Source organism: Aminobacter sp. P9b (assembly GCF_045345995.1).
Lineage (GTDB): Bacteria > Pseudomonadota > Alphaproteobacteria > Rhizobiales > Rhizobiaceae > Aminobacter > Aminobacter niigataensis.
In genome coordinates this window covers 3,838,168-3,859,257 of sequence record NZ_CP150082.1, presented here as the reverse complement: position 1 = coordinate 3,859,257, position 21,090 = coordinate 3,838,168, and the positions used below count along the sequence as shown (strand labels likewise).

The following is a 21,090-nucleotide window of genomic DNA, read 5'->3' as shown; positions in this document are numbered from 1 at the left end:
TTGCTAGCCGGCAGCCTTGCGTTGCTCGGCAAGGAGGCGGCACAGGCCGGCTTCACCGCGCGGCGTGGTCCAGCGATGGTTCCAGGCGAAGACCGGGCGGAGCAGGGGCGAAAGCAGGCGCAGGATGGGCCGCTCGACCAGCACCTGCCAGGTCAAGGCCACATGTGTGCCTCTGCCTGAAGGCGTCAGCACGGCGCGCCAGTGGCCGTCGAAATCGCCTGACGTTTTCACCGCAACGAACTTGCCCGGCTCGAGTTCGACAGCTTCGAGAATGAAATTCAGTTCGTAAGGCAGGAAGCCGCGGGCGCGGGCGCGTGCCTTCGCGCCAACGGTCGGCCGGTCATAAGAGGTCAGCTTTTCCACCTCCTTGTAGACGTCACCCCACCAGAGCGGCAGCAGGTCCGGGTCGGCCAGCACCTCCCACACCTCCTGCGGGGTGGCATCGGGAATTTCCCAAACCTCATCGAAGCGGAACGAATTGCTCGCCATGGCGCGAACCTTCGGACACCGAGATGGCCTCGCCAATGAGCGGCGGGCGACAGCGATTTTAGTCCTTTGAAGGGCGGGTGGCCACCGCTACCTCACTTCGTAGCCGACCTCATCGGAGGCGTGGCACAGCATCTTCCAGAACGATCGGGCGAACGAGCGGAAGACGTAGAGGTCGAAGCGGTCGGGGCTGCTGCGCTGGATCTGGGCGAAGATGTCGTGATGGGCGGTCGAGATGCCGGAGCCTTGCGGGAAGGCGACGAGCGAGAAATCGACAGCGAACAGTTTTGCCAACACCCATTCGGACTTCTGGCCTGCAACGCGAATGGCGGTGCGGCCATGGGACAGGTCGGTGACGCTGCCCGTGGCTGGGGTGACGGCGCTGGCCAGCGTGGAAGCAAGTCCTTCCGCCGTGTCGGTGACGAGGAATTTGCCGGGCGCGAAGCCGAAAACGGTGTGGCGTTCGGAGACGGCACCGGTACCGGCGCCATCGGCAAGCTTGAGGCCGGTGATGGAGGAGATGGCAGCGATCAGCTTCTTCTCCTCGCCCGGCCACGCGGCAACCTGGACGATGGAGCCAAGTGCCACCTCGGAAAGGGTCACACCGACGCCGTCGACGAAGTTGCCGTGCGATCCGGGCCGGAATACTGCTGCAAGCGGTGAAAGCTGCTCAACCATGCATGCGCTTCCCTTCGGGATCGAAGAAGTGGTGGCTTACGATCTCGACCGGGCCGAACCGGTCGCGCAGCGGGTCGGAAACATGGGCGCGCGTGCCGTGCCGGGACTTGCCGTCCGCGACGAGCGCCAAGGCGATGTACTTTTCCAGCGCCGGCGAGAAGCAGGCGGCGGTGATGTGGCCGAGCGAGCCATGCGGGTTGTCTGTGTCGACTTCCTCGACGATGTGAGCGCCGCCACTGAGCGGGCGATTGTCGAGCGAAACCAGGCCGACAAGTTCGAGCCTGCCCGAGGCGACCAAGCCTTCGCGGTCCATCATGGCCGAGCCGATGAAGGGCTTTTTCTTGGACAGCATCCAGCCGAGATGCAGGTCGCGGGCCGAGGTGCGGCCATCGATTTCGGCGCCGGTGACATGGCCCTTTTCGATGCGCATCGTGCCCAGCGCCTCAAGCCCGTACGGCACCATGCCGAAAGGCCTTCCGGCCTCGATCAGCGCTTCCCAGACATGCGTGCCGTGGCCGGCGCCGCTATAGACCTCGAAGGCCATTTCGCCGGAGAAGGACAGCCGGCAGATCATCACGGGCGCGCCCGCGATTTCGCCGTGGACGATGCCCATGAAGGGCAGGGCCTCGTTGTCGACCCTGGTGCCTGTGACGCAGGCCGCCAGGATTTCCCTGGCCTTCGGTCCGCCGATCGCCGCTCCCGCCCACTGGTCGGTGACCGATGTCAGGTGCACCTTGAGGTCCGGCCAGACGACATCGAGGAAGTATTCGAGGTGCTGCATGACCTTGCCGGCATTGGCCGTGGTCGTCGTCATCAGGAAATCGTTGTCGCCAAGCCTCCAGGTGGTGCCGTCGTCGAAGACGAGCCCATCCTCGCGCAGCATCAGGCCGTAGCGTGCCTTGCCGACCGGCAGGGTCGAAAAGACGTTGGAATAGACGCGGTCGAGAAGTTCCGCTGCGTCCGGACCCTGCACGGCGATCTTGCCCAAAGTCGAGACGTCGACGATGCCGGCTGTTTCGCGGGTCGCCTGCGCTTCCCTGACATAGGCCTGCTCGATCGTTTCGCCTGGCCCGCCATAGATCATCGGGCGAAACCAAAGGCCGGCCGAATACATGGTGGCGTCGTTGTCGAGGTGCCAGTCGTGCATCGGCGTCAGCCGTTCGGGCTTGAGGTCCCCGAAGCGCTCGGCGGCAAGTGCTCCGACCGAAACCGGCGTGTAGGGTGGCCGGAATCGCGTGGTGCCAACCTCAGGGATCGGCTTGCCCAAGGCTTCGGCCATGATGGCCAGTCCGGGAACGTTCGAGCCCTTGCCCTGGTCGGTTGCCATGCCGAGTGTGGTGTAGCGCTTGAGGTGCTCGACCGAGACGAAGCCTTCGAGATGGGCAAGGCGCACGTCGTCCGATGTCACGTCGTGCTGGAAGTCGACGAAGGACTTGCCCTTAGCCCTGATTTCGAAAACCGGCGCGGGATGCGGGTCGAGCGCGGCGGGCTCGACGTCGGGAAGCGTGCCCGTCTCAATGGGGGGCAGGCCCGCCGCAATACGGCCGGCTGCAAAACCCTCGGCGATGGCTTCCGCTGTCGAGAAGGTGCCGTTGAATGCGCCGGCACCGACCCAACCCTTGCCGGCTTCGGGCGGCAGGAAGGCCTGCAAGTCGTCACCCCAGACCGGCCGCGCGCCGGCTTGGCTGGCGAGATGAATTGTCGGCGACCAGCCGCCCGACATCAGCAGGCAGTCGGCCTCGATGCTGCGGGCGGCTGACGGCAGAGGGCCGGTCGCCACGGTGAATGGCGCGAGCTTGATGCCGGTCAGTTTCTTGCCACCTTCGGTGCCAATGACGGCATGGCCGACCAACAGTTCGGCGCCGCATCGGCGGGCGAGCGCCCGGCACTCCTCTGATATTTCGGGGCGCACGTCGATGATGGCTGCGACGGTCGCGCCGGTGTCATTGAGGGCGGCGGCGGACCGATACGCGCTGTCGTTGTTGGTGAAAACCGCGATCCTGTCGCCCGGCAGCACACCAAACTCGTTGGCGTAGCGCTGCGCCGCACTCGCCATCGTGACGCCAGGGCGGTCGTTGCCGGGAAACACCAGCGGCCGCTCGAAGGCGCCGGTGGCGAGCACCACCCTGCCAGCGCGGATGGTCCAATGGCGGTGACGTGGCGCACCCTTGGCAGGGGAAGCCTTGTGATCGCTGACGCGCTCGACGGCGGCAAGCGTATTGCCGTCGTAATAGCCCCAGACCGTGGTGCGCTTGAGCAGGCGCACGTTTTTCTGGTCTCTGAGTTCGCCGACGATGTCGGACGCCCATGCGGCTGCCGGTTCGCCGTCGATGGTTTCACCGGACCAGTTGGCCGAGCCGCCGAACTGCGGATCGAGCTCGGCAAGGATGACGCGTGCGCCGGATGCTGCGGCCTCGCGCGCAGCCGAGAGGCCGGCCGGGCCCGAGCCGACGACGAGCACGTCGCAGAAGGAATTCATGCGCTCGTAGCGGGATAGATCGGGCGCGTGGCCGGCGCGTCCGAGGCCGGCGGCGCGGCGAATGATCTTCTCGCACAGCATCCAGAAGCGCGTGCCCTTCAGCGGGCCGATCACCGGACCCATGAAGGTCTTGTAGTAGAAGCCGGCCGAGAGGACCTTGCCGCCGAGCTGGTTGACGGCGCTGACGTCGTAGGCGAGCGAGGGAAAGCGGTTCTGGCTGACGGCAACGAGGCCGTCGTGGATCTCGACCATCGTCGCTGGAATGTTGGGCTCGCGGACATCGCCGCGCAAAACCGTCACCAGCGCGTTGGGTTCGTCGACGCCTGCGGTCAGCACGCCGCGCGGGCGATGATACTTGAACGAACGCCCAAACAGCGAAACGCCATTGGCGAGCAGCGCGGACGCCAGCGTGTCGCCTTGATGGCCGGTATAGGCCGTGCCGTCGAAGGTGAAGCGGATGGTGCGGAGCCGGTCGATCCGGCCGCCCGAGGGTGTGCGGCGCGGGCTCATGCCTTGGCTCCCGACTTGCGGCGGCCATGGGCGGGCGCGCCCTTTTCGCGGGCAAAGCGCACGCTTAAGATCTCGTGGGTCAGCGTATCGCGCACCACGGCGAGATGAGCGCGGCAGCCGCCGGCATGCTGCCAGATCTCGTTATGCGCGCCGGCTGGGTTGAGCCGGTCATAGACATAGGCGTTCCAGGCGACGAGGTCGGTCGAGGCCGGGTCCGGTCGGTTGCGGTTGCCGTCGCCCTGGTAGGCGAATTCGGAGACGTCCCGGGGGCCGCAATAGGGGCAGGTGATCAGCATGCGTTCGAAACCTTAGAGCCCGTTCCATTCCGATTGCATCGGAATGGGGTTCTAACTATTTGTTGGAGCATGATCTTTCCGAAAACCAGTTTCCACTTTTCGGGATCATGCTCTAATGCATCCGCGGTGTCGGGCCCTGGCCCTTGTCGTCGATGACGGTGCCACGGCTGAAACGGTCGAGCGTGAAGGGCGCGTTCAGGTCGTGCGGCGCGTCCCTGGCGATGGTGTGGGCAAAGCAGAAGCCGGAGGCCGGCGTCGCCTTGAAGCCGCCATAGCACCAGCCGCAATTGAGATACATGCCGGGCAGGGGCCCCGTCGTGATGATCGGCGAGCCGTCCATCGACATGTCGCAGACCCCACCCCATGAACGCAGTACGCGGACGGTCGCGAGCGACGGAAACAGCGCCAGCATTTCGCTCATCACTTCCTCGACGATCGGCAGGCTGCCGCGCTGGGCGTAGGAATTGTAGCCGTCGAGGTCGCCGCCATAGATCAGGCCGCCCTTGTCGGACTGGCCGACGTAGAAATGGCCCATGCCGAAGGTCACCACCGTATCCAGGAATGGCTTCAGCGATTCCGACACGAAGGCCTGGAGTACGTGGCTCTCGATCGGCATGCGCTCGATGCCGGCAAGCTGCATGACGCGTCCGGTGCTGCCGGCAACCGCGACGGCCACCTTCCTGGCACGGATCTCGCCGCGGCTGGTGGTGACGCCGGTGACCCGGTCACCGTCGCGCAGGAAGCCGGTGACTTCGCAGTTCTCGATAATGTCGACGCCGCGTCGGTCGGCACCGCGGGCATAGCCCCAGGCAACCGCGTCGTGCCGTGCAGTGCCGGCGCTCTCCTGGATCAGTCCGCCATAGACGGGGAAACGCGCCGACTGCGACATGTCTAGTCCGGGCACGCGGCGGCCGATCTGGGCGGGCGTCATCAACTCCGCATCGACGCCGAGATGGCGCATGGCGTTGCCCTTGCGTGCCAGGTCGTCGAGCTGTCCCGGCGTGTGCGCGAGATTGAGGACGCCGCGCTGCGAGAACATGACGTTGTAGTTCAGTTCGTGGGAGAGGTTCTCCCACATCTTCATCGAATGTTCGTAGAAGCGGGTGTTCTGCGGCAGCAGGTAGTTGGAGCGGACAGCTGTTGTGTTGCGGCCGACATTGCCGGAACCAAGATAGCCCTTCTCCAGCACCGCCACATTGGTGATGCCGTGTTCCTTGGCGAGATAGTAGGCTGTCGACAGTCCGTGCCCGCCGCCGCCGATGATCACCACATCATAGGATGCCTTGGGGCTTGGCTTGCGCCATGCCGGCTTCCAGTCGCGGTTTCCGCTGAGCGCGTTCCTGAGAAGCGAAAAGGCCGAATATTCCGCCATCCTGCAAATCATCCTATGGGCTGTGTGCGGACACTACAGGCAGCTTCCAGAATTCAAAGCCAATATTCCGCCATTGCTTTTCGCTAGGCCGACTTTCCCACCAGCCCATCCGGCCGGCTTGCCCGGCAGGTTGGCCATCTTTATCAATGGCACGCCGTGAACTTGGCAAACAGACCGTGAGTCGCTGACAAACCATGCTTTTCTCCGCAGTCCGGCGCATCGGCGCCACCCTGTTCGTTCTCGCAGCGGTGCTGCTGTCGCAGGCCGTCGCGCAGGATCTCGGCAAAGCGCCGGCCGGTGTCATTGCCGACCAGCAGGAAGTCATCACCAGCCTGTCGGCCAAGGTCGATGCGCTGCAGAAGAAAATGGATGCCAGCGCCGAGGACGATGCCGGCCTTGTCGATATCCGCCTTCAACTCGAGCAGCTGTCGCGCGAGCTGCTGCAAAGCGGCGTCGCATTCCGTCCGCGCCTGACCGAAATCAACACGCGGCTGGAGCAGCTTGGCAAGCCACCGGTGGAAGGCCAGCCGCCTGAACCTGCGGTGGTGACAAGCGAGCGGGAAAGCCTGACCGCGGAGAAGACCGAGATCAACGCTGTGCTCGGCGTCGCCGAAAATCTCTCGATCCGTATCGACAAGCTGATCAGCCAGATCACCGAGGTACGGCGCGACCTGTTCCAGAACCTTTTGACCAAGCGCTACCAGATCAATTTCGCGCTGGCCTTCGAGGTCATCGACGCATTCAAGACCGAGATGAGCGACCTCTACCGCACGGTCTCGTCCTGGGTTCGTTTTGTCGCCAGCTTCAAGCTCAAATCGATGCTTGCTGCGACCTTCTTTGCACTGGCCGCCGCGGCTGTCATCATCGTCGGTGGCCGTCGCATGTTCGGCCGGATGTTCGAGCCCGACGGCAGGGTCGAGGAGCCGTCCTATCTCAGCAGGCTGTCGGTCGCCTTCTGGTCTACCTTGATGCAGTCGGCGGCCCTCGTCGCGTTCCTTGGCGTTACCTACTACCTGTTCGATTATTTTGAAGTGCTGCGCGGCGACATCGGCGCGATGCTGTGGTCGCTGTTCTATGTCATCGCCATCGTCTTCTTCGTCTCGCGCCTGGGCATGGCCGTGCTTTCGCCCAGGCTGCCCAAATGGCGGCTGATCCCGGTCGAAAGCGGCGCGGCACGCTGGCTGATGCTGCTGATCACCGCCACCGCCTTCTTCACGGGCCTCGATTATTTCCTGAGCTCGGTCTACCAGGTGCTCGGTTCACCGGTGGCTTTGACGGTGGGCGAGGCGCTGACGTCGACCGTGGTGATCGGCGTACTGGTCATCCTCATCGGGCTGGTCAGACCGTTCGTCGATGAGGACGGCCGTCCGAAGCCATGGCCGCGCCTCTTCCGCTATATCGTGCTTGCCCTGGGCGGCGTCACCATTGCCGCGGCCTTGCTGGGCTATATCGGCCTGGCGCGCTTCGTTTCGCAGCAGATCGTCGTGACCGGCACCATCCTTGCGACGATGTATATCGGCTTCCTGTCGTCCCAGGCGATCAACGAGGAAGACGCGTTCATCAAGACGACGGTCGGACGCCGCATCAAGCGGATGTTCACGCTCGACGATGCGACGCTCGATCAGCTCGGCCTCGTCACCAGCATGGTCATCAATCTGCTGGTTCTGATCGTCGGCGTGCCGCTGATCCTGTTTACATGGGGATTTCAGCCCGGCGACATGGTCACCTGGCTCTATCGCATCGGCTCGGGTTTCCAGATCGGTAGCTTCACGTTCTCGCCCGCCGGCCTTCTTTCGGGCGTCCTGGTCTTTGCCATCGGCTATTTCGTCACGCGCTGGTTCCAGGGCTGGCTGGATGGCTCGGTGATGGCGCGCGGCAAGGTCGATGCCGGCGTGCGCAACTCGATCCGGCTTGCCGTCGGCTATGCCGGCGTGGCGATTGCCGGGCTGATCGCCGTGTCGGCGGCAGGTATCGACCTTTCCAATCTCGCGCTGGTTGCCGGTGCGCTTTCCCTCGGTATCGGCTTTGGCCTGCAGAACGTGGTGTCGAACTTCGTCTCGGGCCTGATCCTGCTTGCCGAGCGGCCGTTCAAGGTCGGCGACTGGATCGTTGCCGGCCAGGTGTCGGGCACGGTCAAGAAGATCAGCGTGCGCGCCACCGAGATCGAGACGTTCCAGCGCCAGTCGGTAATCCTGCCGAATTCCGACCTGATCAACAGCGCCGTCGGTAACTGGACCCATCGCAACAAGCTCGGCCGCGTCGATATCAAGGTTGGCGTCGCCTACGACTCGGACGTCAAGCGCGCCCATGATGTCCTGCTCGACATCGTGCGGGCGCATCCGATGATCCTGAAGAATCCGGAACCCTTCGTGCTGTTTGCCAATTTCGGCACGGCGGCGCTGGAGTTCGAGATACGCTTCTTCCTCGCGGATGTCACAGGCAGCAATGCTGTCCAGAACGACATTCGCTTCGCCATTCTGGAGGCATTCGAACGCGAGCATATCGATATCCCGTCGACGCCGCGCGCACACGACATCAAGCCGGCCGAGAAATGGCCGGCCGATGACGAACAGGCCGAAGCGCTGGTCGCAGAGGTGGAAGAAGCGCGCAACAAACGGGCTGACGAAGCTGCCGCCAGGCGCAAGCCGGGAAGGAAAAAAACCGATCCGGAATGAAACGGTGGGGCTGCGATAGCCAATTGTGGCATGAACAAGGCATTCAGTTGCCGTTCAGCTTCGAACTCATATAAGCTCCCTTGCAAACGGCGAGAATGCCTTGCGAAAATGAACAGAGGCGGTGGAAACACCGATGATGAGAATGAATAGGTTTCTTGTCGCCGCAGGCGCGCTCTTCCTGGCCATGTCGGGCGCGGCGCATGCCGCGAGCGCGGTAAACCTGGATGCCGAGCCGCGCACGCTGATCGTGACGGAGGGCGGTTCCAAGACGGAACTCGCTCTTGCCGCAGGCGAGACGGTCGAATTCTGCTCGAATGGCTGCTTCGTGACGATGCCCAATGGCGACCGCGAAGCGCTGACCGGTGCGGAAACGGTGGAGATCTCGGGCGGCGTCGCCCGCATCAAGTAAGATCGCGTGCCATCGCTGGTGAACTGATCGAAGGCCGGGCGGATGCTCGGCCTTTTCCGTATTTCGCTAATGTCTGTTTAAGCATGACCGAGGAAATGACTGGCGCGCCTCCAGCATTCGGCTGCCACCTTAACCATCCCGAATCCGGCTGCCCGCTATAGCGTACTGGTGGGGGTCCGGAGGGTTGATGCCGTCCGGCAAGGGCAGGGCAGGCATATCGATGGACGCGCGATCAGAAAACAGCGCAATACCGCTCGCGGTCGATCTCGACGGTACGCTGATTGCGACCGATTTACTTTGGGAAGGCTTGTTTGCCCTTCTCAAGAAGAACCCCCTCAGCATCTTTCTGGTGCCGTTCTGGCTGCTTTCGGGGCCAGCCCGGCTGAAGCAGGCGATTGCATCGGCCGTCAACATCGATCCGGCAACGCTGCCTTACAGACCCGAAGTCCTGAAACGGCTCCGTGACGAGCAGGCCAACGGCCGCAAGATCGTGCTCGCCACCGGCACTCCGCGCAAATTTGCCGACGCGATTGCCCGGCATCTCGGTTTGTTCGATGCGGTGCTTGCCAGCGACGGCGACGAGAACCTGACCTCCGAGCGCAAGCGCAACGCGCTGGTGGCGGCGTATGGCGACGGCGGTTTCGACTATGCCGGCAACAGCCGCCACGATCTCAAGGTATTCGAAGCCGCGCGCGAGGCGATCGTCGTCGCACCCGACCGCGCCGCCGCGCGCTGGCAGGCAAGCCACGGTTCCGAACTTGTCGCCGTGCCGAAGCCGGACGTGCGCACGATCCTCAAGATGCTGCGTGTCCACCAGTGGCTCAAGAATTCACTGATTGCGGTGCCGCTGGTGCTGGCGCACAAATATTTCAACGTCGACATGCTGGTTCCGGCCTTGCTGGCGTTCATGTCGTTCTGTGCGGCTGCATCGGCCATCTACATCATCAACGACTTTTTCGACCTGACACTCGACCGGTCGCACCCGACCAAGCGCGATAGGCCATTCGCCAGCGGAAAGCTGTCGATACCATTCGGGCTCGCCTCGGCGACTATCCTGCTCGTCGTAAGCCTGGTGACGGCTGCCTTCACGTCGATCGAATTCGTCGCCGTATTGCTCATCTACCTGATCGCCACGACCGCCTATTCCCTGTCGGTCAAGCGCATGCTGCTGCTCGACGTGTTGACGCTGGCGGGGCTCTATACCCTGCGCATCCTGGCGGGTGCGGCAGCGACCGGCGTCGACGTGTCGTTCTGGCTGCTTGCCTTTTCGATCTTCTTCTTCCTGTCGCTGGCACTGGTGAAGCGCTACGTCGAACTGCGCTCGTCGACGCTGAACGTCGGCGAACGCATTGCCGGGCGCGGCTACCGCATCGAGGATCAGGAGATCGTTGCGCAGGCGGGGATGGCGTCGGCGTTTTCGTCGGTGCTGGTTCTGGCGCTCTACATCGACAGCAGCGCCGTGCGCGAGCTTTACCGCCAGCCCTGGCTGATGTGGCCGCTGGCGCCCATCGTGCTTTACCTCACCATGCGCGTCTGGATCCTCGCCCGCCGCGACGAACTGCACGACGATCCTGTCGTCTTCATCATTCGCGACTGGCGCAGCCAGATCGTGGTTCTTATCGGCGCTGCCTTGCTTCTGGTCGCGGGGTGGTGAGCATGGCGGCTTGCGACTACCAAAGTTTCGGCCGCGCCAACCCAGGCGCACGCAGTGCAATCGACGTGGCCGAGGCGATGCAGATACTGACCAGCGGATCGGTGCGCGCCGCGTCGCTGCTCGCCTATGGCAACGGCCGCAGCTATGGCGACAGTTGCCAGAACAGCGGCGGTGCCGTCGTCGACATGCGGCAGCACCATCGGATCCTTTCCTTCAACGCCGAGACCGGCGTGCTCGAGGTCGAGGCAGGGGCGCTGCTCGCCGACATTATCGCGGCCGGGGCACCGCACGGCTTTTTCCCCGCCGTGGTGCCCGGCACCCAGTTCGTCACCCTCGGCGGCGCCATCGCCAACGACGTCCACGGCAAGAACCATCACCGCCGCGGCAGCTTCGGCTGTCATGTCGAGCGTCTGACGCTGCTGCGCTCCGATGGCCGCACCTATGCCTGTTCACCTACGGAGAATGCAGGGCTGTTTTGGGCGACGATCGGCGGGATGGGGCTGACCGGCATCATTCTTTCCGCCGCCATCCGTCTGATGCGCGTGCCGTCGCTCGACATCGCCGAGACGGTCAAGCCGTTCGGCAGCCTGGATGAATATTTCGATTCGGCGGAAGCTGCCGACCGCGACAACGAATATGCTGTCGCCTGGATCGACCAGCTGGCGGGCGGCAAAAGCGCCGGGCGTGGCCTTTTGCTCGCCGGCAACCACGCGCCCTATGGCGCGCGCGCGGCCGAGCTGGGAGCGGCAAGATTGTCGGTGCCATTCCAGCCGCCGCTGACCCTGCTCAACCGGCCGTTCCTGAAGCTGTTCAACGCCGCCTATGGCTGGCGGCGCGGTCGGGTCTCTGCAAGCCAGGCAGGTTACAGGAAATTCTTCTTTCCACTCGACAGCGTGGCCGGCTGGAACCGGCTCTACGGTCCCAATGGGCTTTTCCAGCATCAGAGCGTGGTGCCTGTCGAGGTCGCGCGCGAGACCATATCGGCATTGCTGGCGGCGACGCGGCAGGCCGGGCAGGGCTCGTTCCTGACCGTGCTCAAGCGTTTCGGGGCACAGCGCTCGCCGGCGCTGATGTCGTTTGCCCGGCCCGGCTATACGCTGACGCTGGATTTTCCCAACCATGGCCAGCGCACGCTCAAGCTTCTGGCCGAACTCGACCGGATAACGGTCGGCGCCGGCGGTGCGGTCAATCCGTACAAGGACGCGCGCATGTCGGCCGCGACGTTCGCCGCCTCCTTTCCGGATTGGCAGCGGCTGGAGACGATGCGCGATCCCGCCTTCATGTCGGATTTCTGGGCCCGCACCGCGGGGCGACCGGGCGCGCTCAAAGGTGAGGCGGCGCAAGCAGCCGAGTAGGTCTCAGGCGATCGCCAAGGAAACGCGCAGGTGTCTCAAATTGTACAGAAAGTTTCACGGAATATTCGCGGCTTTCCGCTAGCTTGCGAAGAGAACGGATAAAGCAATGAAATACCTGCCCTTCATTCTTTTTACGGTGATGACCAACGCAGCTGCGCAGCTGATGCTCAAGCAGGGCATGATGTCGCTTGGGGCGGTATCGTTCGAGGGTGCAAATCCCTTGGTAAAGCTGCTCCAGATCGTTTTCAGCCCGTGGGTCTTTGCCGGGCTTCTGACCTTCGTCATCTCGATGGCATCGCACCTCTATGTCCTGTCGAAGGTCGAGCTGAGCTTTGCCTATCCGTTCCTCAGCCTGGCCTATGTCGCCGTCGCGGTGTTCGCATACTTCGTCTTCCGCGAAGACCTGAATGCCTGGCGGATCGCCGGCATCGCCTTCATCTGCGTCGGCACCGTGCTCATCGCCCAGAGCGGCCGTGACCACGACGAAACGGTCGTCACCGCTTCTACAGAACCCACCAAGACAAGCGAGCTCGTGCGATGAGACACGTCATTTTCGGAGGCGACGGCTTCGTCGGTCGCCATCTTGCGCCCAGGCTGATCGCCGACGGCGACGAAGTCATCGTCGCCGACATCGTCAAGAGCGAGCTCGCGCATTATCGCAATGCACGCTTCGTGCAGTGCGACGTGACTGAACCGGCGTCGATCGCAGCGCTCGGCCTCAAGGTCGACGACATGGTCTACAACCTGTCGGCCAAGATGCTGTCGCCGATCCAGGTGAGGGCAAAGCGGCACGAGTTCTTCTTCCCGGTCAACTATTTCGGCACCGAGAACATCATCAAGGCGATGGACCATGCGGGTGCGTCGAAGCTGGTGCACTACACGACCGACATGATCTACGGCCACACGGTTACCTACCCGATGACCGAGGAGCATCCGGTGGCGCCGCTTGGCGAATACGGCTGGTCGAAGCAGAAGACCGAGGAACTGGCCGTGGTCTGGCGCGATCGCGGCATGAACATTTCACTGCTCAGGCCGCGGCTGATCATCGGCCCCGGCCGCCTCGGCATCCTGGAAAAGCTGTTCAAGCTGATCGACTGGAACCTCCCCGTGCCGATGATCGGCTCAGGCCGGAACCCGTATCAATTCATCTCGGTGTTCGATTGCGCGGAGGCGGCACGCCTCGCCTGGAAGGCCGGCGTTCCCAACGAGGCCTACAATCTTGGCTCGCTCAACCCACCGCCGGTGCGCAAGCTTCTCGGCGATCTGGTCAAGCACGCCGGCTCGAAGTCGATCCTGCTGCCGACACCGGCCTGGGCGGTCAAGCGCACGCTCGACCTGCTCGACCTCCTGAACATGCCGATCATGGACCCCGAGCAGTACCTTATCGCCGACGAGGAATGCGTGCTCGACGTCACCAAGGGCGGGCGCCAGCTCGGCTGGGTGCCGAAGTATCGCGACGAGGACATGCTGATCGCCGCCTACAAGGAATATCGCGCCAAGAAGGCCGGCGTCGCGGCCGGCGCGCACCACGCCCCGGCCGAATGAAGGATATGACCATGACGCTCGTTACCAAGCCGGATGCAGCCAATTCCCGCGCCATTGCCGGTGCTCCCGCGATGGCGGCCACGGCGGTCGCCAAGCCGAAGCTGATGACCGTCGAGCAGGCCAAGGCGCTCGACGTCGCCGGGATGACCGACCTGTTCAAGGCGCATCTCAACCCGGGCCAGCTGCACTTCATGAAGCTGCTGGGCTTCCACAAGATCAAGATCGAGCGTGCCGAAGGCATGCACTACATCGACCAGAACGGCCGCAAGATCCTCGATTTCTTCGGCGGCTTCGGCTCGCTGGCGCTTGGCCACAACCACCCGCGCGTGGTCGAGGCACGCAAGAAATTCCAGGACGAGAAGCGCCACGAGATCGGCATCGCCTTCATGTCGCAATACGCCTCGGCGCTGGCCTACAACCTGGCGCAGATTTCGCCAGGCGATCTCGACATGGTGTTCTTCGGCTCATCCGGCTCGGAAGCGATGGAAGCGGCGGTCAAGCTTGCCGAGCGCGCGGCGGGCCCTGCGCGTCCCAAGATCGTCTATGCCGAGAACTCGTTCCACGGCAAGACCAAGGGCGTGCTCTCGATCACTGACGGCGCACTCTATCGCGGCGAGTTCCGGCTCACCGACAACACCGCACGCGTCCCCTTCGGCGACATCGACGCGGTCGAGAATGCCTTCCGCTCCGATCCGGCAATCGGCGCCATCGTGCTCGAAACCATCCAGGGTGGCGGCGGCATCAACCAGGCGCCGGCGGAATACTGGCAGAAGCTGCGCGCGCTCTGCGACAAGTATGGCGTGATCTGGGTTGCCGACGAAGTGCAGTGCGGCGTCGGCCGCTCGGGCCGGTTCTACGCATTCGAGCACTACGATGTCGTGCCCGACATCACCGCCGTCGCCAAATCGCTCGGTGGCGGCAAGGCGGCAATGGCTGCGATGATCGCGCGCCGCGACGTCTACATGAAGGCCTATGGCACGCCCAAGACGGCGATGATCCACGCGATGGCGACCTTCGGCGGCATCGGCGAAGGCTGCATCACCGCGATCGAGACGCTCAACGTGCTCTACGACGAAGGGCTGATCGAGAATTCGGCTGCGACCGGCGCCTACCTGCTGGAGCGGCTGGAAGAGCTCAAGGCTAAATATCCGAAGATCATCAAGGACGTGCGTGGCAAGGGCCTGATGGTCGGCCTTGAGTTCCACGACTTTTCGCAGACGCTGCCGATGGTGTTGCGCCCGGTCGTCAGCGTGCTTGACGACAAGTTGAAGGGATCTCTCTCCGGGTTCGTAGGCGCACTACTGCTGCGCGACTACGACGTGCTCGTGGCCTTCACCGAATACAACCGCAACGTCGTCCGCCTGCTGCCGCCACTGACCTGCAGCCGTGGCGATGTCGACGTGCTGATCCAGTCGCTCGACAGCCTTCTCGGTCGCGGCATCGTCGCCATCGTCAAGGATTTCGTGAAGAGCCAGATGAGCTGAAGTGCGGCTTGCAGGAATATCGAGATGATGACCAGCGAAGGTACCGTGATGGGGTGGGCGCTGCACTCGGGCGTCGCCCGCGCGCTCGCGCAGGCTGCGGGCAGCAGGCGCTTGCTCGACCGCTTGGCGGCCGCGTTCTTTGCCGTCGTCTGCCTCGGCATCTCGGTCTATGCGCTGGTTCGGCCCGACTACAATTGGGACATGGTTGCCTATGTCGCGACTGCGCTCGAGGATCGCCACAGTGATCCGGTCGAGCTTCATGCCGAAACATGGAAGCTGATCTCCGAGCGCGCGAGCGAATCCCAGCTCTATGCGCTGCAACAGGGCAACCCGTACAACCTCAACCAATGGCAGAACCCTGCCGACTTCCAGTCGCAGCTTTCGATGTACCGGGTGAAGGTGGGTTACATCGCGATCTTGCGTACGCTCGAGCCCGTCGTCGGGCTTGTCAATGCCGCCATGTTGCTGAGCATCCTGCCGTCGCTGGCGCTTGGCGCGTTCTGCCTCTACTGGCTGGCGAGGGAAGGCGCGCTGCAAGGGGCATTCGTGCTCGCACCGCTGCTGGTGCTCGCCGACTATGCCCACATGACCACGGCGGTCGTCCCTGACATGCTGGTGTCGCTGGTCTCGTTCGTTGCGGTCTATCTGCTGCTCAGGAGACGCGATCTCACAGCCTGCTTGCTGCTGTTCGCGTCGGTGTTCCTGCGGCCTGACAACATCATCCTGGTCTTTGCGCTGCTGCTGACGGCCATTGCATTTGGTTGGCGCGTTTTTCCACTTCTCGTCACCTTCGTGGCCGCGCTGGCCGGTGGCATGATCGCCGCCAAGTTCGGCGGCCATCCTGGCTGGTGGGCGCATTTCTATTTCTCATGCGTCCAGATCCAGAATTCGATGGCGAACTTCCATCCGGACTTTTCGCTGGTCGGTTTTGCCCGGGGTTATATCAGGGGTGCGGTCGTCGCCGTGATGGACAATGAATGGCCGGCGATCTTTGCCTTGCTGCTGGCCGGATGGGCGCTGCTCGGTCGCGCTGGACGGACGGGCGGCGACCGTGAAAACGCACTCGTCTTTGCGTTGGCAATCGGCACGCTGGGCAAGTTTGCCAGCTTTCCGCTGCCCGACGACCGTTTCTATTTCGTCTTCATCGGTGCGATGAGCATGGTGCTGGTGACGATGTGGAAGCCGCGTTTCGACGTGGCTGGCGCCCGCCGCGGCTAGGCCCGGCACGTCCTGAGCGCAGATTTCCCGAAAGGATCAGATGGCGTCCGCAAGCGTTGCGGCGAGTGCCGCCGATGCCGCCGACATCGTCAGGGCGATGGGCAGCCAGTTCTTCGACCGCGTGGCATCGATGGTGAAAAAGTTGAGCGGGAAGAGGTGCCGGTGGGCGCCTGCTCCGCCAGCCTCACGCGGTGCTTCCATGAAGCATTCCTCTTCGAACCAGGCCCAATCGTCGGCCCAGGTCCAGCAATCGTGCTTGCGGTAGAGGTTGGCGACCTCGTCGGCAAATGCCTTGTCCGTAGGCAGCCTGATGTAGCTGCCCGGCGCGGTCGAGAAATGGCGCATCGCCAGCGGCAGAGCGCGCTCGGTGCAGTAGTTGGACATCCACAGCCGGAAGCCGATCTTGTCGCGCAACAAGCTCAGCGCGCGGAAGACCTGGATATGCTCCTCATGGCCGTATTCGCCCCACGGATTGTGGGTAAACACATTCATGTCGGGCCGCAGGCGCTGTTCGAGGCGGTCGCAGATGATCTGGAAATTCGCCTCGTAGGTCGCGGCGACACTTGCCGCGGCGACGCGCTGGAGCTTCACCGTCGGCAAGGCGGCCATCGATTTGCGCGCCAGCCGCGTCATCGCCCGCCGGTTCGCCTCGATACTGAAGCCAATGCCGAAATCGGTCAGCACCGGATCGGCCCAGTTGGCGCAGCCATAGGCGCCGGATTCGCTGACATCCAGGCAGGAGACCTTGTCACGCGGATATTCGGCGAGCGCCGCTGTCCGGGCCTGTCCAAGCCCCGGCTGCGCCCAGAATTCGCGATAGACGATGATGACCTCGTCGGCGTCGCGCAGGATCGAGTTGAACCACAACAGTTCATCATCCGGGTGCGCCCCGACGATGACCGAGTTCTCGAGAAATTCCGGTCTAGTCCGCATCATTCGCCCCCAATTTGCCGGACGAGTTCCCAGGCTCGTCGGCCTTGTTGCGCAGCCTGCGCAACTGTTCGCGCGCCGCGAAGGCGGCTGCACCAAGCCTGCCGCGCCAGGTCGCGTTCTCGCTTACCATCCAGAGGGGTGTCTCGACCGTGCCGAACTGCTTCTTGAACGGTTCGTCTCCTATGGTGAAGTCGTATATCTTCCCGTCGTTTGCGATCCAGTCTTCGATCATCCGGTCATACAGGATCAGTCCCGGGGAGTGGCGACCGTGGACGCCGTAGTCGCAGCCGATCAGCAGGTAATTGAAGCGGCCGGCGGCCGCGATGCCGAAGGCGTAGCCGATCTTTTCGTCACCGATGGCGATTTCGTAGGTGCGGGCAAATCCCGTCGCGGCACCGTTGACGGCGACCTCGGTGTAGAAACGCTCGACTTCGGTGGCCTGGATCAGGTCGCCGTCGAAGCGGCCCGCCCTTAGTCTGGCAAGGTGAGCGATGCCGGTGCGGATTTCGGCCGACTCGGACAGCAGTCTGACGCCCGCGCCTTGCTGCTTGAGGAAGCGCTTTTTCTTGCGGTCGAGCATGCGGCGGAAGCTGCCGTCGAGCGCGGTTTCGCGCCAGGCCGCAAAGTCTCCCTGCAACACGGCGGCATGTGCCGAAAAATCCAGCTTGCGCGCTTCTCCGCCCAAGAGCGCTTGCCAGACCGCGACGTGTTCGGCCCGTACGGGGCGGATGCGCAGGATGTCGTAGGCGGGCAGCGTGGCGCGGATGGCCAATGCAAGCTTGGAGTCGCTAAGCAGGGCTGGCGTGACCACCGGGGCGGCATAGTCGCTGACGCCGAGATCGCAGCTTTCGAGCAACGTGACACCGGTATGCCGCCGCCGGATCATCGGCAGGACGAATACGAGCCGGTGGGTTGCGGTGTCGCGGCCAGTGATGACAATCTTCTCGGCGCCACGATGCTCGGCCAGGCGACGGTAGAAACTGTCGAGCCAGAGCGGGTGCTGGAAGGCCGTGGCGTCGGAGGCGGCGTAAAGCCGGGCATAGTCGTCAGACAAAAAGTCGAAATGCGGTTCCAGCGAAATGGCCGGCGCCGGTAGCGACTTCTGAGAATGCGCGACATTGAAGCCCTGCACGATGGCAAGCCTCTCCCCCTGACTTCAGGCGGTTGTTAGCAAACAAACGACAAAGCGCAGTTAACGTAGCCGCGCGACTTGCCATCGAGTGGCGAAGTCCTAGTCAATTTTCGCGAAGTCGCGCGGCTCTTTGGCAATGTCGCAAACAGGCTGCAATCGGCCGGAACCGCCCTATAGTCTGCCGGCAAAAATATCATCTCGGAGTCGAGGGCAATGGCAGAGTTTCCGAAACATGCGAAGGTCGTCATCATCGGGCTTGGCGGTATCGTGGGCGCATCCATTGCCCATCACCTGATCGAGCGTGGCTGGGACGACATCGTCGGCATCGACAAGTCCGGCGTGCCCACCGACATCGGCTCGACGGCGCATGCCTCGGACTTCTGCTACACCACCAGCCACGATTTTCTCTCGGTCTGGACGACGCAATACTCGATCGATTTCTACGAGAAGATGGGCCACTACGCCCGCATCGGCGGGCTCGAAGTCGCCCGCACCGGCGACGACACCTGGATGGAAGAGATCAAGCGCAAGCTTTCCTCCGCCAAGGCGTTCGGCACGCGCGCGCACCATGTCTCGCCCTCCGAGATCAAGGCGATGTTCCCGCTGATCGAGGAAGATCAGGTGATGGGCGGCATGTTCGATCCCGACGCCGGCCTCGTCATTCCGCGCTCGCAGACCGTCGCCGGCAAGCTTGTCGATGCTGCCGAAAAATCCGGCAAGCTCCAGGTCTTCGGCAACACGCCAGCCACCTCGCTGATCGTCGAGAAGGGTCGCATCAAGGGCGTCGTCACCCATCGTGGCACGATCATGGCCGACCATGTCGTCGTCTGCGCCGGCATCTGGGGCCGACTGATCGCCGAAATGGTCGGCGAAGACCTGCCGGTCATGCCGGTCGACCATCCGCTCACCTTCTTCGGCCCGTACAACGAGTTCGAGGGGACGGGCAAGGAAATCGGTTTCCCGCTGCTGCGCGACCAGGGCAACTCCGCCTACATGCGCGACACCGGCGACCCAAAGACCACCGAAGGCGGCCAGATCGAGTGGGGCTATTACGAGACCACCAATCCTCGCCTCTGCCATCCGCGCGAAATCCTCGAAAAGCACGAGGCGCGCCTTTCGCCGTCGCAGCGCGACCTCGACATGGAGCAGATCATGGCGCCGCTGGAGCGCGCCATGGAGCTGACGCCGATCCTCGGCGAGATCGGCTACAATGAAAGCCATTCCTTCAACGGCCTGCTTCAGGTGTCGGCAGCCGGCGGCGCCTCCTGCGGCGAGAGCCAAAAGGTACGCGGCCTCTGGTACTGTGTCGCCATCTGGGTGAAGGACGGTCCCGGCTACGGCAAGCTGATCGCCGACTGGATGACCGACGGCCGCACCGAGATCGACCACAATTCGATCGACTATGCGCGCTTCTACCCGCACCAGATGGAAGAGAAGTTCATCGAAGGACGCACCTTCGAAGCCGCCCAGAAGATCTACTTCCCGGCCGTGCACACCCGCGAGCCCTACGGCACCGGCCGCAACGTCAAGCGTTCGCCTTTCTACGAGCGCGAGGTCGAGCTCGGCGGCCACTTCATGGAGCTGGGCGGTTGGGAGCGTGCGCACGGCTACAAGGCCAACGAGCACCTTCTGGAGAAATACGGCAACCGCGTGCCGGTGCGCGAGAACGAATGGGACAGCCGCCACTTCTGGCGTGTCTCCAACGCCGAGCACCTGGCGATGAGCGAGGATTGCGGCATCGTCAACCTCTCGCATTTCCATATGGTGGATATCGAGGGTCCTGATCATGTCGAACTGCTGGAATGGCTCTGCGCGGCCAAGATCGGTGGTGACGGCAATATCGGCAAGGGCGTCTACACCCACTTCCTCGACGACGAGGGCATGGTGCGCGCCGACTTCACCGTCTTCCGCATGGCCGACCGCTGCCGCCTCGTGAACGGCGCCGATGCCGGTCCGCGCGACTTCCACTACATGAAGCGCGTCGCCGAGGACCGCGGTCTCGACGTTAGCATCACCGACGTTTCGGAGAAGTTCATCACCATCGGCATCTGGGGTCCGAATGCCCGCGAGACGCTGAAGAAGGTGGTGGCTGATCCCGCTGGGCTCGACCAGGAAAACTTCGCCTTTGCGGCGATCAGGCAGATCGAGATCGCCGGCAAGCCGGTCACCGCCTTCCGCATCTCGTATGTCGGCGAGCAGGGCTGGGAACTGCACATGAAGTACGAGGACGGTCTTGCCGTCTGGGATGCGCTGCGTGCGACCGGCGTGATGGCCTTCGGCGTCGAGACCTATGCCAATTCGCGCCGCATGGAAAAGAGCCTGCGCCTGCAGAATGCGGATCTGCTGACCCAGTACAATCTCATCGAGGCCGATCTTGCCCGTCCGAAGGTCAAGGACGCCGACTTCCGCGGCAAGGCCAAGCATCTGGAATACAAGGCGCGCGACCACCAGCCGGCCATACTCTGTACGCTCGTGATGACCGAAAACACCGACAGGAACGGCGTGAAGCGCTATCCGGTCGGCACGCTGCCGGTCATGGACCCGGCAACTGGCGAGGTGCTGGTCGATGAACTCGGCCGCCGTTCCTACACGACCTCCATCGCCTTTGGCCCGACCATCGGTAGGAACATCGCGCTGGCCTACCTGCCGCACGCTTATGCCCAGGAAGGCCGCAGGCTGAATGTCGAATATTTCGGCGAGACCTATCCCGTCGAGGTCGCGGGCGTCGGCTACAAGCCGCTCTATGACCCGGAGAACCTCAAGCCGCGGAGCTGAACACTGGCTTGTTGGGCCGGTGGCAGGCCTCGTTTGAACAGCACTTCGCAACAATGTGAATGAAAAGCCCGGCATTCTTGCCGGGCTTT

The 21,090-nt window shown here is 63.4% G+C and carries 16 protein-coding genes; 9 read left to right on the top strand and 7 right to left on the bottom strand.

The window, feature by feature from the left end; genetic code table 11:
* Nucleotides 1–3: 3 nt before the first annotated feature.
* The 5 genes from WHT83_RS19015 to WHT83_RS18995 all read right to left on the bottom strand — a co-directional run bounded on the left by WHT83_RS19015 (nt 4) and on the right by WHT83_RS18995 (nt 5,821).
* Entirely contained in the window at nt 4–489 is a 486-nt protein-coding gene (locus tag WHT83_RS19015; protein WP_406872062.1) for an SRPBCC family protein, read from the bottom strand.
* An 87-nt stretch (nt 490–576) separates the two neighbouring features.
* Entirely contained in the window at nt 577–1,164 is a 588-nt protein-coding gene (gene soxG, locus WHT83_RS19010) for a sarcosine oxidase subunit gamma family protein (RefSeq protein WP_406872061.1), read from the bottom strand.
* A complete protein-coding gene (locus WHT83_RS19005) occupies nt 1,157–4,153 on the bottom strand; it encodes a sarcosine oxidase subunit alpha family protein (RefSeq protein WP_406872060.1) in 2,997 nt (998 codons plus the stop codon). The genes soxG and WHT83_RS19005 overlap by 8 nt, the downstream gene beginning before the upstream one ends.
* The gene (locus WHT83_RS19000; RefSeq protein WP_183260564.1) at nt 4,150–4,449 is read right to left on the bottom strand and encodes a sarcosine oxidase subunit delta family protein; all 300 of its coding nucleotides are present in this window, start codon (nt 4,447–4,449) and stop codon (nt 4,150–4,152) included. The genes WHT83_RS19005 and WHT83_RS19000 overlap by 4 nt, the downstream gene beginning before the upstream one ends.
* A 112-nt stretch (nt 4,450–4,561) precedes the next feature.
* Nucleotides 4,562–5,821, bottom strand: a complete 1,260-nt coding sequence (locus WHT83_RS18995) for a sarcosine oxidase subunit beta family protein (RefSeq protein WP_108607775.1) — start codon at nt 5,819–5,821, stop codon at nt 4,562–4,564.
* Between the two features lie 194 nt (nt 5,822–6,015).
* On the opposite strand from WHT83_RS18995, the gene WHT83_RS18990 reads away from it, so the two are divergent.
* The 8 genes from WHT83_RS18990 (at nt 6,016) to WHT83_RS18955 (ending at nt 16,161) form a co-directional block, all read left to right on the top strand.
* Nucleotides 6,016–8,496: a mechanosensitive ion channel domain-containing protein gene (locus WHT83_RS18990; RefSeq protein ID WP_406872059.1), complete on the top strand. Its 2,481-nt coding sequence runs from the start codon at nt 6,016–6,018 to the stop codon at nt 8,494–8,496.
* A gap of 142 nt (nt 8,497–8,638) precedes the next feature.
* Entirely contained in the window at nt 8,639–8,905 is a 267-nt protein-coding gene (locus tag WHT83_RS18985) for a hypothetical protein (protein ID WP_108607777.1), read from the top strand.
* A 220-nt stretch (nt 8,906–9,125) separates the two neighbouring features.
* Entirely contained in the window at nt 9,126–10,559 is a 1,434-nt protein-coding gene (locus WHT83_RS18980; protein WP_406872058.1) for a UbiA family prenyltransferase, read from the top strand.
* A 2-nt stretch (nt 10,560–10,561) separates the two neighbouring features.
* Nucleotides 10,562–11,914 (top strand): FAD-dependent oxidoreductase, encoded by a 1,353-nt coding sequence (locus tag WHT83_RS18975; protein ID WP_406872057.1) that lies wholly within the window; start codon nt 10,562–10,564, stop codon nt 11,912–11,914.
* 106 nt (nt 11,915–12,020) lie between these two features.
* Nucleotides 12,021–12,455 carry an EamA family transporter gene (locus WHT83_RS18970; RefSeq protein ID WP_108607780.1) on the top strand — a complete coding sequence of 145 codons (435 nt, stop codon included), beginning with the start codon at nt 12,021–12,023 and terminating at the stop codon, nt 12,453–12,455.
* A complete protein-coding gene (locus tag WHT83_RS18965; protein ID WP_406872056.1) occupies nt 12,452–13,459 on the top strand; it encodes an NAD-dependent epimerase/dehydratase family protein in 1,008 nt (335 codons plus the stop codon). The genes WHT83_RS18970 and WHT83_RS18965 overlap by 4 nt, the downstream gene beginning before the upstream one ends.
* 71 nt (nt 13,460–13,530) lie before the next feature.
* A complete protein-coding gene (locus WHT83_RS18960; protein WP_406874013.1) occupies nt 13,531–14,943 on the top strand; it encodes an aspartate aminotransferase family protein in 1,413 nt (470 codons plus the stop codon).
* A 24-nt stretch (nt 14,944–14,967) separates the two neighbouring features.
* On the top strand, nt 14,968–16,161 hold the full coding sequence (locus WHT83_RS18955) for a hypothetical protein (protein ID WP_406872055.1): 1,194 nt from the start codon (nt 14,968–14,970) through the stop codon (nt 16,159–16,161).
* Between the two features lie 36 nt (nt 16,162–16,197).
* Here WHT83_RS18955 and WHT83_RS18950 read toward each other — a convergent pair whose 3' ends face one another.
* Nucleotides 16,198–17,094, bottom strand: a complete 897-nt coding sequence (locus WHT83_RS18950) for a hypothetical protein (RefSeq protein WP_406872054.1) — start codon at nt 17,092–17,094, stop codon at nt 16,198–16,200.
* On the bottom strand, nt 17,084–18,226 hold the full coding sequence (locus WHT83_RS18945) for a GNAT family N-acetyltransferase (RefSeq protein ID WP_406872053.1): 1,143 nt from the start codon (nt 18,224–18,226) through the stop codon (nt 17,084–17,086). Before WHT83_RS18945 ends, WHT83_RS18950 begins: the two co-directional genes overlap by 11 nt.
* A 213-nt stretch (nt 18,227–18,439) precedes the next feature.
* Between WHT83_RS18945 and WHT83_RS18940 the strand changes: the two genes are divergently transcribed.
* Nucleotides 18,440–21,001, top strand: a complete 2,562-nt coding sequence (locus WHT83_RS18940) for an FAD-dependent oxidoreductase (protein ID WP_406872052.1) — start codon at nt 18,440–18,442, stop codon at nt 20,999–21,001.
* Nucleotides 21,002–21,090: the final 89 nt, after the last annotated feature.

Coding starts and splice junctions, on each gene's coding strand:
- WHT83_RS19015 (WP_406872062.1), bottom strand. CDS start 489: ATGGCGAGCAATTCGTTCCGCTTCGATGAGGTTTGGGAAATTCCCGAT.
- soxG (WP_406872061.1), bottom strand. CDS start 1,164: ATGGTTGAGCAGCTTTCACCGCTTGCAGCAGTATTCCGGCCCGGATCG.
- WHT83_RS19005 (WP_406872060.1), bottom strand. CDS start 4,153: ATGAGCCCGCGCCGCACACCCTCGGGCGGCCGGATCGACCGGCTCCGC.
- WHT83_RS19000 (WP_183260564.1), bottom strand. CDS start 4,449: ATGCTGATCACCTGCCCCTATTGCGGCCCCCGGGACGTCTCCGAATTC.
- WHT83_RS18995 (WP_108607775.1), bottom strand. CDS start 5,821: ATGGCGGAATATTCGGCCTTTTCGCTTCTCAGGAACGCGCTCAGCGGA.
- WHT83_RS18990 (WP_406872059.1), top strand. CDS start 6,016: ATGCTTTTCTCCGCAGTCCGGCGCATCGGCGCCACCCTGTTCGTTCTC.
- WHT83_RS18985 (WP_108607777.1), top strand. CDS start 8,639: ATGAATAGGTTTCTTGTCGCCGCAGGCGCGCTCTTCCTGGCCATGTCG.
- WHT83_RS18980 (WP_406872058.1), top strand. CDS start 9,126: ATGGACGCGCGATCAGAAAACAGCGCAATACCGCTCGCGGTCGATCTC.
- WHT83_RS18975 (WP_406872057.1), top strand. CDS start 10,562: ATGGCGGCTTGCGACTACCAAAGTTTCGGCCGCGCCAACCCAGGCGCA.
- WHT83_RS18970 (WP_108607780.1), top strand. CDS start 12,021: ATGAAATACCTGCCCTTCATTCTTTTTACGGTGATGACCAACGCAGCT.
- WHT83_RS18965 (WP_406872056.1), top strand. CDS start 12,452: ATGAGACACGTCATTTTCGGAGGCGACGGCTTCGTCGGTCGCCATCTT.
- WHT83_RS18960 (WP_406874013.1), top strand. CDS start 13,531: ATGGCGGCCACGGCGGTCGCCAAGCCGAAGCTGATGACCGTCGAGCAG.
- WHT83_RS18955 (WP_406872055.1), top strand. CDS start 14,968: ATGATGACCAGCGAAGGTACCGTGATGGGGTGGGCGCTGCACTCGGGC.
- WHT83_RS18950 (WP_406872054.1), bottom strand. CDS start 17,094: ATGCGGACTAGACCGGAATTTCTCGAGAACTCGGTCATCGTCGGGGCG.
- WHT83_RS18940 (WP_406872052.1), top strand. CDS start 18,440: ATGGCAGAGTTTCCGAAACATGCGAAGGTCGTCATCATCGGGCTTGGC.